Source organism: Pseudomonas sp. KNUC1026 (genome assembly GCF_021650705.1).
In the GTDB taxonomy this organism is placed as follows: Bacteria; Pseudomonadota; Gammaproteobacteria; order Pseudomonadales; family Pseudomonadaceae; genus Aquipseudomonas.
On the sequence record NZ_CP087138.1, the window covers coordinates 2,505,610 to 2,520,142 of the forward strand.

At 63.3% G+C, this 14,533-nt stretch carries 13 protein-coding genes and 3 pseudogenes; 5 read left to right on the forward strand and 11 right to left on the reverse strand.

Features of this window, described 5'->3' with window-relative positions:
- Nucleotides 1-702: an ABC transporter ATP-binding protein gene (locus tag LN139_RS11570; RefSeq protein ID WP_236360033.1), complete on the forward strand. Its 702-nt coding sequence runs from the start codon at nt 1-3 to the stop codon at nt 700-702.
- A gap of 211 nt (nt 703-913) precedes the next feature.
- Here LN139_RS11570 and LN139_RS11575 read toward each other — a convergent pair whose 3' ends face one another.
- From LN139_RS11575 to ppsA, 8 genes and pseudogenes are all read right to left on the reverse strand, one after another.
- Complete coding sequence (locus LN139_RS11575; protein ID WP_236360035.1) at nt 914-1,969, reverse strand: OmpA family protein; 1,056 nt, start codon at nt 1,967-1,969, stop codon at nt 914-916.
- A gap of 114 nt (nt 1,970-2,083) precedes the next feature.
- Entirely contained in the window at nt 2,084-2,650 is a 567-nt protein-coding gene (gene sigX / locus LN139_RS11580; protein WP_097085265.1) for an RNA polymerase sigma factor SigX, read from the reverse strand.
- A 111-nt stretch (nt 2,651-2,761) separates the two neighbouring features.
- On the reverse strand, nt 2,762-3,586 hold the full coding sequence (locus LN139_RS11585) for a mechanosensitive ion channel family protein (RefSeq protein WP_236360037.1): 825 nt from the start codon (nt 3,584-3,586) through the stop codon (nt 2,762-2,764).
- Nucleotides 3,587-3,588: 2 nt separating this feature from the next.
- The gene (locus LN139_RS11590) at nt 3,589-3,834 is read right to left on the reverse strand and encodes a CrfX protein (RefSeq protein ID WP_236360039.1); all 246 of its coding nucleotides are present in this window, start codon (nt 3,832-3,834) and stop codon (nt 3,589-3,591) included.
- Nucleotides 3,835-3,911: 77 nt separating this feature from the next.
- Nucleotides 3,912-4,907, reverse strand: a complete 996-nt coding sequence (locus LN139_RS11595; RefSeq protein ID WP_236360041.1) for a zinc transporter ZntB — start codon at nt 4,905-4,907, stop codon at nt 3,912-3,914.
- A gap of 16 nt (nt 4,908-4,923) precedes the next feature.
- On the reverse strand, nt 4,924-5,412 hold the full coding sequence (gene rraA / locus LN139_RS11600; protein ID WP_236360044.1) for a ribonuclease E activity regulator RraA: 489 nt from the start codon (nt 5,410-5,412) through the stop codon (nt 4,924-4,926).
- 60 nt (nt 5,413-5,472) lie between these two features.
- Complete coding sequence (locus LN139_RS11605) at nt 5,473-6,462, reverse strand: alpha/beta fold hydrolase (RefSeq protein WP_236360047.1); 990 nt, start codon at nt 6,460-6,462, stop codon at nt 5,473-5,475.
- Between the two features lie 73 nt (nt 6,463-6,535).
- Nucleotides 6,536-8,905 (reverse strand): annotated as a pseudogene (gene ppsA, locus LN139_RS11610) (phosphoenolpyruvate synthase).
- On the opposite strand from ppsA, the gene LN139_RS11615 reads away from it, so the two are divergent.
- Entirely contained in the window at nt 8,852-9,067 is a 216-nt protein-coding gene (locus tag LN139_RS11615) for a hypothetical protein (protein WP_236360049.1), read from the forward strand. The pseudogene ppsA and the gene LN139_RS11615 sit on opposite strands and share 54 nt — an antisense overlap.
- 4 nt (nt 9,068-9,071) lie before the next feature.
- Nucleotides 9,072-9,890, forward strand: a complete 819-nt coding sequence (gene ppsR / locus LN139_RS11620; RefSeq protein WP_236360051.1) for a posphoenolpyruvate synthetase regulatory kinase/phosphorylase PpsR — start codon at nt 9,072-9,074, stop codon at nt 9,888-9,890.
- A 105-nt stretch (nt 9,891-9,995) separates the two neighbouring features.
- On the opposite strand, the gene LN139_RS11625 is transcribed toward ppsR, so the two are convergent.
- From LN139_RS11625 to LN139_RS11630, 3 genes and pseudogenes are all read right to left on the reverse strand, one after another.
- Nucleotides 9,996-10,961 carry a 2-hydroxycarboxylate transporter family protein gene (locus LN139_RS11625; RefSeq protein ID WP_329611040.1) on the reverse strand — a complete coding sequence of 322 codons (966 nt, stop codon included), beginning with the start codon at nt 10,959-10,961 and terminating at the stop codon, nt 9,996-9,998.
- Nucleotides 10,962-11,031: 70 nt separating this feature from the next.
- A pseudogene (locus tag LN139_RS25660) lies at nt 11,032-11,349 on the reverse strand (2-hydroxycarboxylate transporter family protein); the annotation flags it as partial.
- Between the two features lie 27 nt (nt 11,350-11,376).
- Complete coding sequence (locus tag LN139_RS11630) at nt 11,377-12,222, reverse strand: HpcH/HpaI aldolase/citrate lyase family protein (RefSeq protein ID WP_236360054.1); 846 nt, start codon at nt 12,220-12,222, stop codon at nt 11,377-11,379.
- 99 nt (nt 12,223-12,321) lie between these two features.
- Between LN139_RS11630 and LN139_RS11635 the strand changes: the two genes are divergently transcribed.
- Complete coding sequence (locus LN139_RS11635) at nt 12,322-13,215, forward strand: LysR family transcriptional regulator (protein ID WP_236360056.1); 894 nt, start codon at nt 12,322-12,324, stop codon at nt 13,213-13,215.
- Nucleotides 13,216-13,311: 96 nt separating this feature from the next.
- A pseudogene (locus tag LN139_RS11640) lies at nt 13,312-14,495 on the forward strand (CaiB/BaiF CoA transferase family protein).
- The last annotated feature ends 38 nt before the right edge of the window (nt 14,496-14,533 follow it).

Here is a 14,533-nt window from a genome sequence, read left to right on the forward strand (position 1 = left end):
ATGCTGGTGTTCGAAAACGTTTCCACGTTCTACGGCAAGATCCAGGCCCTGCACGGGGTGAACGTGGAAATCAACCAGGGTGAGATCGTCACCCTGATCGGTGCCAACGGCGCTGGTAAATCCACCCTGCTGATGACCTTGTGCGGCAGCCCTCGCGCCCAGTCGGGCAGCATCCGCTACCAGGGCGAGGAGCTGACGGTGCTGGAGCCTGCGCAGATCATGCGTAAAAGCATCGCTGTGGTGCCTGAAGGCCGCCGCGTGTTTGCGCGGCTTACCGTGGAGGAGAACCTGGCCATGGGCGGGTTCTTCACCGCCAAGGGCGACTATCAGGCGCAGCTCGAAAAGGTGCTCGAACTGTTCCCGCGCCTGAAGGAACGCTTTCATCAGCGTGGCGGGACCATGTCCGGCGGCGAGCAGCAAATGCTGGCCATCGGCCGCGCCCTGATGAGCCAGCCCAAGCTGCTGTTGCTCGACGAGCCTTCGCTGGGCCTGGCGCCAATCATCATCCAGCAGATCTTCGACATCATCGAACAATTGCGCCGCGACGGGGTAACGGTGTTCCTGGTAGAGCAGAACGCCAACCAGGCGCTGAAGGTCGCTGATCGCGCGTATGTGCTGGAGAATGGTCGGGTGGTGATGCAGGGTACCGGTGAGGCACTGCTGACTGATCCAAAGGTCAGGGACGCTTATCTGGGGGGTTGAAGCTCATAGCTTCAAGCCGCTAGCTTCAAGCTGGTCTGAGCAAGTATCGGTGGGAGGCCGGCTTTGCCGGGCGACGGGTTGGTCAGCACTCTTGGTAGAGCCCGTCGCGCGGCTAGCCGCCCTCCTGGTTCATGAGCTGCACACATATTAGCAAGAACCCAAAACGAAAAAACCCGGCCAGTGGCCGGGTTTTTTCTTAAGCGCTTACCAATTACTTGGCTTGAGCTTCTACGTTCGCTTCTACGCGACGGTTAACAGCGCGGCCAGCTTCGGTAGCGTTGTCAGCAACCGGGCGGGACTCACCGTAACCAACCGAGTTCACGCGGCTGCCTTGAACGCCGTACTGGTTGACCAGCACGTTACGAACGGCGGCGGCACGTTTTTCGGACAGCTTCTGGTTGTAAGCGTCGGTACCCACGGAGTCAGTGTGACCTTCCACGGTGGTGGAGGTTTGTGGGTACTGCTTCATGAAGTCAGCCAGGTTTTTGATGTCAGCGTAGCTGTTAGGCTTGACGACAGCTTTGTTGAAGTCGAACTTCACATCCAGCTCAACGCGTACGGTTTGAGCGGTGGCTGGGCAGCCATCAGCGTCAACCGGAGTGTTGGCAGGAGTGTTCGGGCACTTGTCAACGTTGTCGCAAACGCCGTCCTGGTCGGAGTCGGTGCAAACGTCGGCAACAGGAGCCGGGGCCGGAGCCGGGGCTGCTTTCTTGGTGCCGCCACCGAAGTTCACGCCAACACCAACGCTCGGAGCCCACTCGGTCTCGCCGCGGTCGATGTTGTACATGGCTTCTACGCCAGCACGTGCGTAGACGTTTTCGGTGAAGTAGTACTTGGCACCGGCGCCAGCGTTGAAGAAGGTGGAGCTGTCACGGCCGCTGTGGCCGTTGGCTTGCACGTTGCTGATGCTCTGATGCGAGAAACCAGCCGACACGTACGGACGCAGGCCTACACCTGGGGTACCGAAGTGGTACAGAGCGTCCAGAGCAGCGTCGCCACCGTGGATTTTCTGGTTGCCGGTATCGTTCTTCGAACGCATGTTGTGGATGCCGTCGTAGCCCAGGCGCAGTTCGACGTCGTCGGTCAGGAAGTAGCCAACCGAGCCACCGTACAGGTTGCCGTTTTCCAGGTCACGGGAGCTGTCGGTGTAGTATTTTTTGGTGAACAGCTCACCCTCGACAGCGCCTTGGCCCTGAGCCAGTGCGCCGAAAGAGGTTGCGGCTACCAGAGAGCCGATGGCCAGGCCCAAGGTGTTTTTCAGTTTCATCCGTTAAATCCCCATATGGTGATTGTAAAGCGGCCCCCACTTCTGAATGTATCGGGGGCAACTCGGCGCCAAGTCTAGCAGAACTCGACGCACGTTAGAGACAAGCGCTGCTGATTAAGTTTCCGTCATGTCCGCGAATTTATCGCGGAGCTTATCCAGGGCACGCTTGTAACGCATCTTGGTCGCGCTCAAACCCATGTGCATGATATCGGCGATTTCCTGAAATTCCAGTTCTGCGACAAAACGCAGCACCAGAATCTCGCGGTCGATCGGGTTCACATGCACAAGCCAGCGGTCGAGACCTCCTCGCTCTTCGGGCTTGGGCGTCTTGTCTTCGGTTGCTTCCTCGATCGGGTCGAGGCTCAAGGCATCCATCAACCGACGCTTGCGCCGTTCCTTCCTGTACTGCGTGATGCATTCGTTATAGGTGATGCTGTAAAGCCAGGTCTTGAACTTCGATTTGCCCTCGAAGTTCTTCAGGCCGTACAGCACCTTCAGCATCACCTCCTGACAGACATCGTCGGCGTCGCGGTCGTTCCCCAGGTAACGCGCGCACACGTTGAAAAGCGTGCGTTGATAACGGCGCATCAGCTCTTCATAGGCTCGCGTCACGTGGAACAGTTCCTCGTGGGCACGCTCGACCAACTCTTCGTCGGTCAGCGCTCGCGGGTCGTATCGCAAGGGGGGCACAGGCACAGTCGTTCGGTCAGTCAGGGCAGATGTGGGGTGTACGCCACGCAGGCCCGGCATCACCGGGCATTTCGGGGCGGCATAGTACCAGCATTTACCGGGTCAACGGCTAGTGACCTTGTGCTCGAGCAGGCGTTTGTTCGCCAGCGAGACCAGGTCGCCTTCTTCATTGACCAGCGTTGTCTTGACCGTTCCGATCTCCTCGATGTGCCCTGCGGTGCCATCAACCTCGACCCACTGCCCCACCTGGAACAGCTCACGCACGTAGATGCCTGCCAGAATCTGCCCGGCCAGCTCACGGCTGCCCAGGCCCATCGCCAACGCCACAGCCAGACCAATGGTCACCAGCACGATCACGATCACATGGTTGAGCAGGTCGGTCTTGATCTCGAGCTGGCTGATGGCGACCGAAATACTGATCACGATCACCAGCCACTGGGCGATGCGCCCAAGGCCGGCGGAGTAATCCAGCCCCACGCCCTCGGCCGCGCCGCGCACGATGCCATTGACCAGTTGCGCCAGCAGCACACCCACCAGCAGCACCAGGGCGCCGCCGAAAACCTTGGGCAAGTAGAGCGCCAGCACGTCGAGCGTGGCCGATACCCGCTGCAAGCCCAGCGATTCGGCGGCTGACACCAGGAACACCAGCAGCACGAACCAGTAGACGATCTTGCCCACCAGGGCCGAGATAGGCACGCGGATACCGGCTCGGGTCATCAATTTGGTAAGGCCGGTGCCGCCCATGATGCGATCCAGGCCCAGCTTGGCCAGCACCCGCGAAAGCAGGGCATCGAGCAGCTTGGCCACCACGAAGCCCAGCAACACCACCACCAGCGCTCCGAAGAGGTTGGGGATGAAACCTGCGACTTTGCTCCACAGTGCCGTCATCGCGGTCACCAGGCTTTGCGTCCAGAGGTCGAGTTCCATGTTCAATCTGCCTTATCCGCGCCTTCTGCGCGGCGGGTACGACGGGAAACGGGCGATACGTGGGCCGAGCCGTTGTTCAGGGCGATCATGCACGCCGTGAGGCAGCGGCCCATCAGGCCGAACAGGTCGGTGGCGCCTACCTGGCGATTGGCGGTCTTGAGCACACGGCCGAGGCGCGTGGCGTCATCGCGCGCGCCCTCGGGCGCATTGAGCAAATCACGTAGCGATTGTTCGAACGGATCGTGCATGGGGGCACTCCTCGTTTAAAGGTGAACGAGAGACGAGCCCCATGCAGGCAGGTCACATTCGCCTGCCTTACTTTCACTTACAACCAGCGCAGGCGCCTGAAAATCAGCCACTGCCCTGCTGCCAGTGCCAGCAGCAACAGGCAGGTGGCTGTGAACCCGTAAGGGCTGCCCGAGCCCGGGATGCCGCCCACGTTGATCCCCAGCAGGCCGGTGAGGAAGGTCATCGGCAGAAAGATGCCGGTGATGACCCCGAAACGGTACATGGTGCGGTTCATCCGCTCGCTGAGCCGGCGGTCTTCGGACTCCAGCAACAGCGCCACGCGCTCGCGGGTCAGCTCGAGCTCCTCGAGGTAGCGGGTCAGGCTGTTGTTCAGCTCGCTCCAGTAATCGCCATCGTCTTCCACGAACCAGGGCAACTTGACCCGCGCCAGTTGGCCATAGATGTCGCGCTGCGGCGCCAGGAATCGCCGAAGCGCAGCAGCCCGACGGCGTACCTGAAGCAAACCGGAGTGATCGGGCTGATACCGGTCGTCGGCGTCGATCCGGTCTTCTTCGCCGTCGACATGGTCGGTGAGGGTATCGACCAGCGTCTGGATACGCTCGGTCAGATGCTGAGCCATATAAAGGATGAGTTCAGATGCCGTGCGCGGCCCCTTGCCCATGCGCAGCTGCGCGATCAGCTCGTCGGTGGCCCGCAGCGGCCGCAACCGCAAGGAGATGACCCGCTGCGCCTCGGCGAAGATGCGCAGCGAGACCATGTCCTCAGGCTGCGCGCCGGGGTTGAGATTGACCCCGCGCAGGAACAGAAGCACCTGCTCGTCCGGCAAGGTCACCAGGCGAGGCCGGGTGTTTTCTTCCAGCAGCAGGTCGCAGACGAACTCGCTCAGCCCGCTGCGCTCTCGCAACCACCCCTGCGCCTCGGGGTGGCTGCGATCCCAGTGCAGCCAGAGGCTTTCCTGCGGGCCAAGCTCCAGGCCGGGAAGTTGTTCGTAGCTGAGCGGCCTTGCGCCGCCCTGCCCGTCCAGAACCAGGGCCTGGACCAGCCCTCTTGTGGTGTTTTGATCGTCGTACATCCGTGGGCTGCAGTCCTTATTCAGGCATGTTCAGGGGCGTGGGCGATACGATAACGCCATTGTTGTCGGCGTAGATGAATTCGCCCGGGCGGAAGGTCACGCCGGCAAAGGTGACCGGCACGTCGATGTCGCCGATGCCCCGCTTGTCGGTTTTCAGCGGATGCGGCGCCAGCGCCTGCACACCGAGGTCGATCTGAGCCAGAACGTCGACATCCCGCACACAGCCATAGACCACAATGCCTTCCCAACCGTTTTGCGCGGCTTTTTGCGCCAGCATGTCACCCAGCAGCGCCCGGCGCAGCGAGCCGCCGCCGTCGACCACCATGACTTTGCCCTGGCCGGGCTGCTCGACCAGCTCCTTGACCCTGGAGTTGTCTTCGAAACATTTGACCGTGACGATCTGGCCGCCGAACGAGTCGTGGCCGCCAAAGCTGCTGAACATCGGGTCGAGTACCTGGACCTGGTCTGGATAGGCGTCGCACAGGTCGGGGGTAATGTAGTGCATGGTCGGCTCCTCGGATGGATTTGGGCAGTACAGGCTCAAGAGCTTAGCTGCTGGCGGCCATCACGCGGCATGCGACTTGTGGCTTACGCCCTGCGCCTGAGCCTCTTGCAGCCACCGCAGCAGCAATGGCCACACTTCGCGCTCGGCCGCCTCGCCCACCAGCATCTCGACGTGGCCGAAGTCGCGGCTGTAGCCGGCCTCACAGCCTAGCTCGACGAAGCGCCGCAGCTCCCCGCCCGCCTGCTCGAACAATGCACGGCAGGCCCAGGCTGGGTCTTGCTCATCCCCTGCCCCGGCGACCGCCAGCAACGGCACCTGGTTGCTGGCGAGCCCTGCCCACCAACTGCCGGGCCGGCGCTGCCAGCGCAGCCACTCGACGGCAACGCCCATGGGTTCGTCTTCCGGCCCGCGCTTGAAGCGCCGGCCGCTGATGTGATCGAAGCGCCGCAACAGCACGCGCACCAGCCAGTTCAGCGGTGGCAGGCGCAACGCACCGTAACGGCGGCTGACCTGGCTGCCGAACAGCGCGGCGCTGGCAATGTGCTGCTCAGTCAGGCTGCCCAACCCCAGCGCTACCGCCAGGGTGGTGCCGCCCAGGGAGTGGCCCACCCAGTGCGGGCGCTGGCCGTTCATTTCGGTGACGAAAGCATTGATCGCGGGTACGTCGTAACGGGCGTAGTCATCGACCTGATTGCTGGCGTAGCCCTGGTTTCGCGGTGAAAGGCCATGCCCGCGCATTTCGGCGATCCATACATCGAACCCGGCACGAACCAGTGCAGGCCCCAGCCCCAGACCTTTGGGCGAGTACCAGAAGCGCCGGTTGGCAAAAGCGCCGTGCAACAACACGACGGCCGGGCCGCGATCGGCCGGGCCGCGATCGGCCGGGCCGCGTTCGGCGCGGGTGTCGCATAGGCCCAGGCGCGTAACCGCCAGTTCAGTGGTGAAATCCAGGCTGTTGTTGGCCTTGATCAGATAGACGTCTTCGCTCAGGTCGCCCCGGCGCTCAGCGCTGACCAGGGCCACAGGAAACAGATTACTGCTGCTTTGCATGGTGCTCTTGAATAAAAAAGGGCGGGTTGGCGCCCGCCCTGTTGTGAACCGCGCGCCCTCGAGGGCGCGCCTATCAGGCTTGCTCGTCGGCGAGGAAGAACCAGGTTTCCAGTACCGAGTCGGGGTTCAGCGACACGCTGGCGATGCCCTGCTCCATCAGCCATTTGGCGAGGTCAGGGTGGTCCGAAGGGCCCTGGCCGCAGATGCCGATGTACTTGCCGGCCTTGTTGCAGGCGGCGATGGCACTGGCCAGCAGTTTCTTGACCGCCGGGTTCCGCTCGTCGAACAGGTGGGCAATGATACCCGAATCGCGGTCCAGGCCCAGCGTGAGCTGAGTGAGGTCGTTGGAGCCGATGGAGAAACCGTCGAAGTACTCCAGGAACTCGTCGGCCAGCAGGGCATTGGACGGCAGTTCGCACATCATGATGACCTTCAGGCCGTTTTCGCCGCGCTTGAGGCCGTTACTGGCCAGCAGGTCGACCACCTGGCTCGCCTCGCCCAGGGTGCGCACGGAACGGCACCATGATCTCGACGTTGCTCAGGCCCATGGTTTCGCGCACGCGCTTGAGCGCACGGCACTCCAGCTCAAAGCAGTCGCGGAACGACTCGCTGATGTAACGCGAGGCGCCGCGGAAGCCCAGCATCGGGTTCTCTTCCTCAGGCTCGAACAGCTTGCCGCCGATCAGGTTGGCATATTCGTTGGACTTGAAGTCCGACAGGCGCACGATGACCTTTTTCGGCCAGAACGCCGCCGCCAGGGTGCTGATGCCTTCGACCAGCTTCTCGACATAGAAGCCGACCGGGTCGTCGTAACCGGCGATGCGCTTGTCGACGCTGTCCTTGATTTCCGGCGGCAGGTCCGCGTAGCCCAGCAGCGCCTTGGGGTGCACGCCGATCATGCGGTTGATGATGAATTCGAGCCGCGCCAGGCCGACGCCTTCGTTGGGCAACTGGGCGAAATCGAAGGCGCGGTCGGGGTTGCCGACGTTCATCATGATCTTGAAGGGCAGCTCCGGCATGGCATCGACCGAGTTCTGCTTGATGTCGAAACCCAGCTGGCCTTCGAAGATGAAGCCGGTGTCGCCCTCGGCGCAGGAGACGGTCACGCCCAGGCCGTCGGTGAGCAATTGGGTGGCGTTGCCGCAACCGACCACGGCCGGAATGCCCAGTTCGCGGGCGATGATCGCCGCGTGGCAGGTGCGCCCGCCACGGTTGGTGACGATTGCGCTGGCGCGCTTCATCACCGGCTCCCAGTCCGGGTCGGTCATGTCCGAGACCAGCACGTCGCCGGGCTGTACCTTGTCCATTTCCGAAACGTCGTGGATCACCCGCACCTTGCCGGCGCCGATGCGCTGGCCGATGGCGCGGCCTTCGACCAGCACCTTGCCTTTTTCCTTGAGCAGGTAGCGCTCCATCACGTTGGCATTGGCGCGGCTTTTGACGGTTTCAGGGCGGGCCTGAACGATGTAGAGCTGGTGGTCATCACCATCCTTGGCCCACTCGATGTCCATCGGGCGGCCGTAATGTTTCTCGATGATCATCGCCTGCTTGGCCAGCTCGCTGACTTCGGCGTCGGTGAGGCTGAAACGCGCGCGCTCGGCCTTGTCGACGTCGACGGTCTTGACCGAACGGCCGGCCTTGGCTTCGTCGCCGTAGATCATCTTGATCGCCTTGCTGCCCAGGTTGCGGCGCAGCACGGCGGGGCGGCCAGCTTCGAGCGTGGCCTTGTGGACGTAGAATTCGTCGGGATTGACGGCGCCCTGCACCACGGTCTCACCCAGGCCGTAGGACGAGGTGACGAACACCACGTCGCGGAAGCCCGATTCGGTGTCGAGGGTGAACATCACGCCCGCCGCGCCGGTTTCCGAGCGCACCATGCGCTGAACGCCCGCCGACAACGCCACCAGCTTGTGGTCGAAGCCCTGGTGTACGCGGTAGGCGATGGCCCGGTCGTTGAACAGGGAGGCGAACACTTCCTTGGCAGCGCGGATCACGTTTTCTACGCCACGGATATTGAGGAAGGTTTCCTGCTGGCCAGCGAACGAGGCGTCCGGGAGGTCTTCTGCGGTGGCCGATGAGCGCACGGCGACGGCGATGTCCGGGTTGCCCTTGGACAGCTCGGCGAAGTACTCGCGGATCTCCTGGTTCAGGCGCTCGGGGAACTCGGCGTCCATCACCCATTGGCGGATCTGCGCGCCGGTCTTGGCCAATGCGACAACGTCGTCGACGTCGAGTGCATCGAGCGCGGCATGGATGCGGTCGTTCAGGCCGCTTTGCTCAAGGAAGTCACGGTAGGCCTGAGCCGTGGTGGCGAAACCTCCGGGCACCGACACCCGGCACCGGCCAGGTTGCTGATCATCTCGCCCAGGGATGCGTTTTTGCCTCCCACATGCTCCACATCATGGACGCCGAGCTTATCGAGGGAAACTACGTACTCTACCAAGGTGATCTCTCCACAAAAGGGTTGAAACAACACTTGGCCAGGTGGGCATCAGCCTTCCCTGGCGACGATGGCCCACTCCGGAAAAGCCCGGCGGCCAGGCACTACGACCAGCAAAACGCGCGTATCATAGCCAAGATCGACCGGCAGCCTAAAGGCCCTTGAACAGATGAAACGTTCCGCCTTCTTCATTTCCGACGGTACCGGCATCACAGCCGAGACTTTGGGCCAGAGCCTGCTGGCACAATTCGAAAACATTACCTTCAACAAGTTCACCCGCCCCTACATCGACACCGTCGACAAAGCGCGGGCGATGGTGGCCCAGATCAATGCTGCCGCTGAACGCGAAGGCGCCCGGCCGATCATCTTCGACACCATCGTCAACCAGGACATCCGCGACATCCTGGCTACCTCCAACGGCTTCATGATCGACATCTTTTCCACCTTCCTGGCCCCACTGGAGCTGGAGCTTGGCGATCACTCGTCGTATTCGGTGGGCAAATCCCACTCCATTGCGCGCAACTCCAACTACATGGAACGCATCGAGGCGGTGAACTTCGCCCTCGACAACGACGATGGCGCGCGGACGCATTATTACGACAAAGCGGACTTGATATTGGTGGGCGTGTCGCGTTGTGGCAAAACACCGACGTGCCTGTACATGGCGATGCAGTTCGGCATCCGGGCAGCCAACTACCCGTTGACCGAGGACGACATGGAGCGGCTGCAGTTGCCCAAGGCGCTCAGTGCCTACCGGCACAAGCTGTTCGGCCTGACCATCGACCCCGACCGGCTGACCGCCATCCGCCATGAGCGCAAGCCCAACAGCCGTTATTCGAGCTTTGCCCAGTGCGAGTTCGAGGTGCGTGAGGTCGAGGGGTTGTTCCGCCGGGAGAACATCCCGCATATCGACTCCACGCACTTTTCGGTGGAGGAGATTTCAACGCGGATCCTGGCGGAGATGGGGGTGGAGCGGCGGTTCAAATAGCCTTGTATTGGCCTTGTCGCGCGGCGAGCCGCCCTCCCACCCTATGATGATCTGGATAGCTGCCAAGTGGGAGGGCGGATTGCCGCGCGACGAAGCCCTTGAACGTCACACCCCAAGATTGGCCAACACCACCAACGCCATCATCACCGTGATCGCCCCGCCGATCCGGGTGGAGATCTGCGCGAACGGCAGCAACTGCATGCGATTGGCCGCTGTGAGAATAGCGATGTCGCCCGTGCCGCCCAGCCCACTGTGGCAACCATTGACGATCGCCGCCTCCACCGGGTACATCCCCAACCGCCGTGCTACGACAAAGCCCGTTCCCACCAGCACCAATACCGTAGTGACGATGGTCAGCACGTTGCCCAGATGAAAGGCCGCCGCCAGTTCGCTCCAATGCGTCACCGCAATGGAGTTGGCGAACAGCAGCGGGTAGGTCACGCAAGTGGTGAAAAACTGGAAAAGCACCCGCGCACCCTGCTCCAGGCGCGGCGGGATGGCTTTGAGCAGCTTCAGCAGCACCGCCAGCAACAGCATGCACACCGGGCCTGGCAGGCTGAACAGCGCATGCAGCAGCACCCCTGCCAGGTACAGGCCGATAGCGCACATGCCCGCAGCGATCACGTTCATCACGATCTGGCTGTCGAAGGTGGCCTCAGCGGCCGCGCCTGCTGGTTCGCCTGCTGCCTGCTCATTGACCTGCAGGCGGCCGTTGCCGGTCAGCGCGGGAAAGCGCCGGCCCAGCAGGTCCAAGGCGCCGCAAGCAGTGATTGCCACCAGGTTGCCCAAGAGGATGATCGGCAGCAGCTGCGCGAGGATCTTGCCTGAGTCCACCCCGAGAATTTCCCCATAACCCACCGACAGCGGAATGGCACCCTCGCCCAGCCCGCCACCCATCACCGGCACGATCACGAAAAACAGCACCTGGCGCAGCGGCATGCCGCAGGCCACACCCACCGCCGCACCCGCAATCAGCGCCAGCACCGACCCCAACGCCAGCGGCAGGAATATTTTGGCAAAGCCTTTGATGATCAGGTTGCGGTCCATGGTGAAAATGCTGCCAACCACCACCGCCGAGACGGAACAGGTAAATGAAGTTGCTCTGCTTGGTAAAGCTGGTGACCGGCGCAATCAGCCCGGCCGGCACCCAACCCAGGCTCACCAGGTACGACGGCAGGAATGCCGAGACGATGGCCGCGCCGCCGATCTTGCCCAGCAACGGCAGGCCTTTGCCGATCGCTGCACAGGTGGCCCCGCCCAGGCCGATCACCGCCACCATGATCGGCAGATCCGGCTTGAGCTGGTCCATCGCCAGCAGCCCGGCCACCAACACCAGCAGTGCCAGGTAAATGGGCAAGGGAATGAAACTGACGCGAATGTCCATCAGCCGCCACAGCAGGGCCGGGCGCTGCACTGGCACGGGCGCCAGAGTGGTTTCACTGTGCATGGGGAACCTCATCTTATTGTTGTAGAGGACTACGAAGGGTCACGCAGGCAGCAGGCCAGCATTTCGGGCCTGCTCGAGCACAGCACGGGCACTGGCGACGAAGGGCGCATCGATCATCTGGCCATCGACCTGATAGGCACCCACGCCTTCGCGCTCGGCCTGCTCGGCCGCTGCCAGCACCCGCTGGGCACGCTCGACCTGCACGGCGCTGGGCAGGAATGCAAGGTTCGCCGCAGCGGCCTGGCTTGGGTGAATGCAGGACTTGCCGGTGAACCCCAGCCGCCGCGCCTGCTCGGCCTCCTGGCGAAAGCCATCGGTATCCCGGATCGCCGCCCAGGCAGCGTCATAAGCATCGATGCCCGCCTCGGCAGCGGCCAGCCGCACGGCCAACTGCACCGGTTGCACTACCGCAGGTTGGTAACGCTCGATGCCGAGCGGCTCGAACAGGTCGGCAAACCCCAGTTGCAAGCCCATCAGCAGCGGGTGGGCACAGGCGATGCTGGCCGCCAGGCGCAGGCCCTTGGGCGACTCGATGGTGGCTAGGATCTTCACCGGCCGCGGCCAGTGTTGCAGTTGCTCGGCGAGCTCACGCACCTGATCGGGGTGCTCCACCTTGGGCAGGTTGATGATGTCCAGGGGCGTACCGGCCAGCGCTTGCAGGTCAGCCTGGTGATGCTCGCTGCCTTGGCCGTTGACCCGCACTACCACGACCTTGCCCGGGGCCGCGAGGCTTGCAAGGAAAGTACTGAGCACCTGGCGCGCCTCGCCTTTGGCGGAGGGCGCCACGGCGTCTTCAAGGTCGAAGCTCACGCCGTCGGCAGCCGAGGCCAGCGCCTTGGAAAACAGCGCCGGCCGGGACGCGGGCACGAAAAGTTTGCTGCGCATGGCGGATCTCGTTGTTGTGGTGTGAGGGCCATAGTGCAAGCGAGGCAAAACCAACTAAAGTGCGTATTTCTAGCTTCACAATCCAGTTTTGGTTCACTTATGGACACCCGCTATCTCGCCAGCTTTCTCGAAGTCGCCCAATTGGGCTCCACCGCCGCCGCTGCGCGGCGCCTGAACCTCACCCCCACCGCCGTGGCCCAGCGCATCAAGGCGCTGGAGCTTGAAATCGGCGCAGCGTTACTCAGCCGGGCCGGCCGCAGCATGCAACTGACCGCTGCCGGCGCCGCGCTGGTGGGCCCAGCCCGCGAGCTGTTGCAGCGTACCCGAGACTTGAAGGCCATCGCCGCCCAGGACAGCGTGGCCGGCGACCTGCGCATCGGCTGCATCAGCTCGGCGCTGGGCTATCTGGTACCCAGCGTGCTGGCCACGCTGATAGACAGCTTCGAGCATCTGCGGCCGCACCTGGAGCCGGCCTTCTCCCATGAGCTGTACCGCAAAGTGCTGGCCGATGAAATCGACGTGGCGCTGATGGTGCGCCCCGCCTTCGAGCTGCCGAAAGAGTTCACTTGGCGGCCGCTGCGCGACGAGCCTTTCGTGGTGCTGGCTCACGCCCGCCTCGAAGGCCGCCAGGCATTGCGAGTGCTGCGCGAGGAACCCTTCATCCGCTACCACCGCCGCTCCTACGGCGGCCTGCTGGCCGACCGCTGGTTGCTTGAGGCCGGCGTGGTGCCCAACGAGCGTTTCGAGATCGATGCGCTGGACGCCATCGCTGCGCTGGTGCGTGGTGATCTGGGCGTGTCGCTGGTGCCGCAATGGCAACCCCTGCATGCGCATAGGGGCCTGGTGCAACTGGCGTTGCCAGGCGAAGGTTTGCAGCGGCCGATCGGCTTGCTGTGGCGGCGCAACAGCGCCCGCCAGCGGTTGATCGAGGTGTTCAGCGAGGTGCTGTTCAAACAGCTCGCCGCATCACAATCCAGTTTTTATGGAGTGTGAAGCCACTAAAAAGACATTTTATTCAAGGTGCCCCGTTCCCAGAATGGCGCCAATGCCGCGCACTACGGCGGCAACGACAAGAACGGGAGACACGCGATGCACACCACCGGCGCCGGCCCTCTGGCCGGCATTACGGTACTGGACCTCAGTGCCTACATCGCAGGCCCCTACGGCTGCTCGCTGCTGGCTGATCAGGGCGCGCGGGTGATCAAGATCGAACCCCCAGCGGCGACAACCTGCGCAAGTACCCCTCGACCCTCGCCAGTGAAAGCCGCGCCTTTCTTGGCGTGAACCGCAGCAAACAGGGCGTGGCCCTGGACCTGAAAGCCCCCGGCGGCCTTGAAGCTCTGCTCGCCCTGGTGCGCCAGGCCGATGTGCTGGTGCACAACTTCCGCCCCAGCGTGCCGGCCCGATTGGGCATTGCCTGGGCACAGTTGCAGGCAGTGAACCCTCGGCTGATCTACTGCAGCGTCACAGGTTACGGCGAACAGGGCCCGCTCAAGGACAAGGCCGGCTACGACCAGGTGCTGCAGACCATGACCGGCATGTGCAGCGCCCAGGCCAAGCCCGGCGGCGCGCCGGAAATCCTTTACGGCTCGGTGGTGGACTACTACGCCGCCGCCATGGTCGCCAGCGGCGTCACTGCTGCACTCTACGAGCGCGAGCGTACCGGGCTCGGCCAGCAAGTCGGTGTATCGCTGCTGCGCAGTGCGCTGGCCATGCAATCGGCGCGGCTGGTGTGGGCCGAGCAAGAGCCGCGCGAGCTGGACCGCGACATGCGCTCCGGCGGCATCACCGGCCTGCACCCTACTGGCGACGGCTACCTGTACCTCTCGGCCAACACCCCGCACTTCTGGCAGGCATTGTGTGAAATGACCGGCCTGGCTCACCTGGCCAGCGACGAGCGCTTCGACAGCGTGCGCAAGCGCGCGCAGAACAAGGACCTGCTGATTCCGCAGTTGCACGAAGCCCTGCGCCAGCACAGCGCACTGGAGTGGGAACAGCGTTTCGGTGAAGCGGTGCCCTGCGCCGCCGCCCGCCCGCTCGAAGCGATGTTCGACTTCGAGCAATGCCAGGCCGAGGGGCTGATCAGCGACTTCGAGCACCCGGTGGTGGGCCGTTACCGCGGCTTCACCCGCGCAGTCACCTTCGGCCGCACGCCCGGCCCTGCGCCGTTTGCCGCCCCGGTGTTCGGCGCCGACAGCGACCAGGTGCTGGCCGATCACGGCTTCACCGCCGCCCAACTGGCCGCCCTGCGCGCCAAGGGCGCACTTTTGTAAGCCGCCAACGCTTTCGTTTCCATAATCACAACAATCAG

Excerpts from the sequence above, each read along its gene's own strand:
- LN139_RS11615 (WP_236360049.1), top strand. The coding sequence starts at position 8,852 with ATGCTCCACATCATGGACGCCGAGCTTATCGAGGGAAACTACGTACTC.
- LN139_RS11605 (WP_236360047.1), bottom strand. The coding sequence starts at position 6,462 with ATGCAAAGCAGCAGTAATCTGTTTCCTGTGGCCCTGGTCAGCGCTGAG.
- LN139_RS11585 (WP_236360037.1), bottom strand. The coding sequence starts at position 3,586 with ATGGAACTCGACCTCTGGACGCAAAGCCTGGTGACCGCGATGACGGCA.
- LN139_RS11590 (WP_236360039.1), bottom strand. The coding sequence starts at position 3,834 with ATGCACGATCCGTTCGAACAATCGCTACGTGATTTGCTCAATGCGCCC.
- LN139_RS11635 (WP_236360056.1), top strand. The coding sequence starts at position 12,322 with ATGGACACCCGCTATCTCGCCAGCTTTCTCGAAGTCGCCCAATTGGGC.
- rraA (WP_236360044.1), bottom strand. The coding sequence starts at position 5,412 with ATGCACTACATTACCCCCGACCTGTGCGACGCCTATCCAGACCAGGTC.
- LN139_RS11630 (WP_236360054.1), bottom strand. The coding sequence starts at position 12,222 with ATGCGCAGCAAACTTTTCGTGCCCGCGTCCCGGCCGGCGCTGTTTTCC.
- ppsR (WP_236360051.1), top strand. The coding sequence starts at position 9,072 with ATGAAACGTTCCGCCTTCTTCATTTCCGACGGTACCGGCATCACAGCC.
- LN139_RS11595 (WP_236360041.1), bottom strand. The coding sequence starts at position 4,907 with ATGTACGACGATCAAAACACCACAAGAGGGCTGGTCCAGGCCCTGGTT.
- LN139_RS11570 (WP_236360033.1), top strand. The coding sequence starts at position 1 with ATGCTGGTGTTCGAAAACGTTTCCACGTTCTACGGCAAGATCCAGGCC.
- LN139_RS11575 (WP_236360035.1), bottom strand. The coding sequence starts at position 1,969 with ATGAAACTGAAAAACACCTTGGGCCTGGCCATCGGCTCTCTGGTAGCC.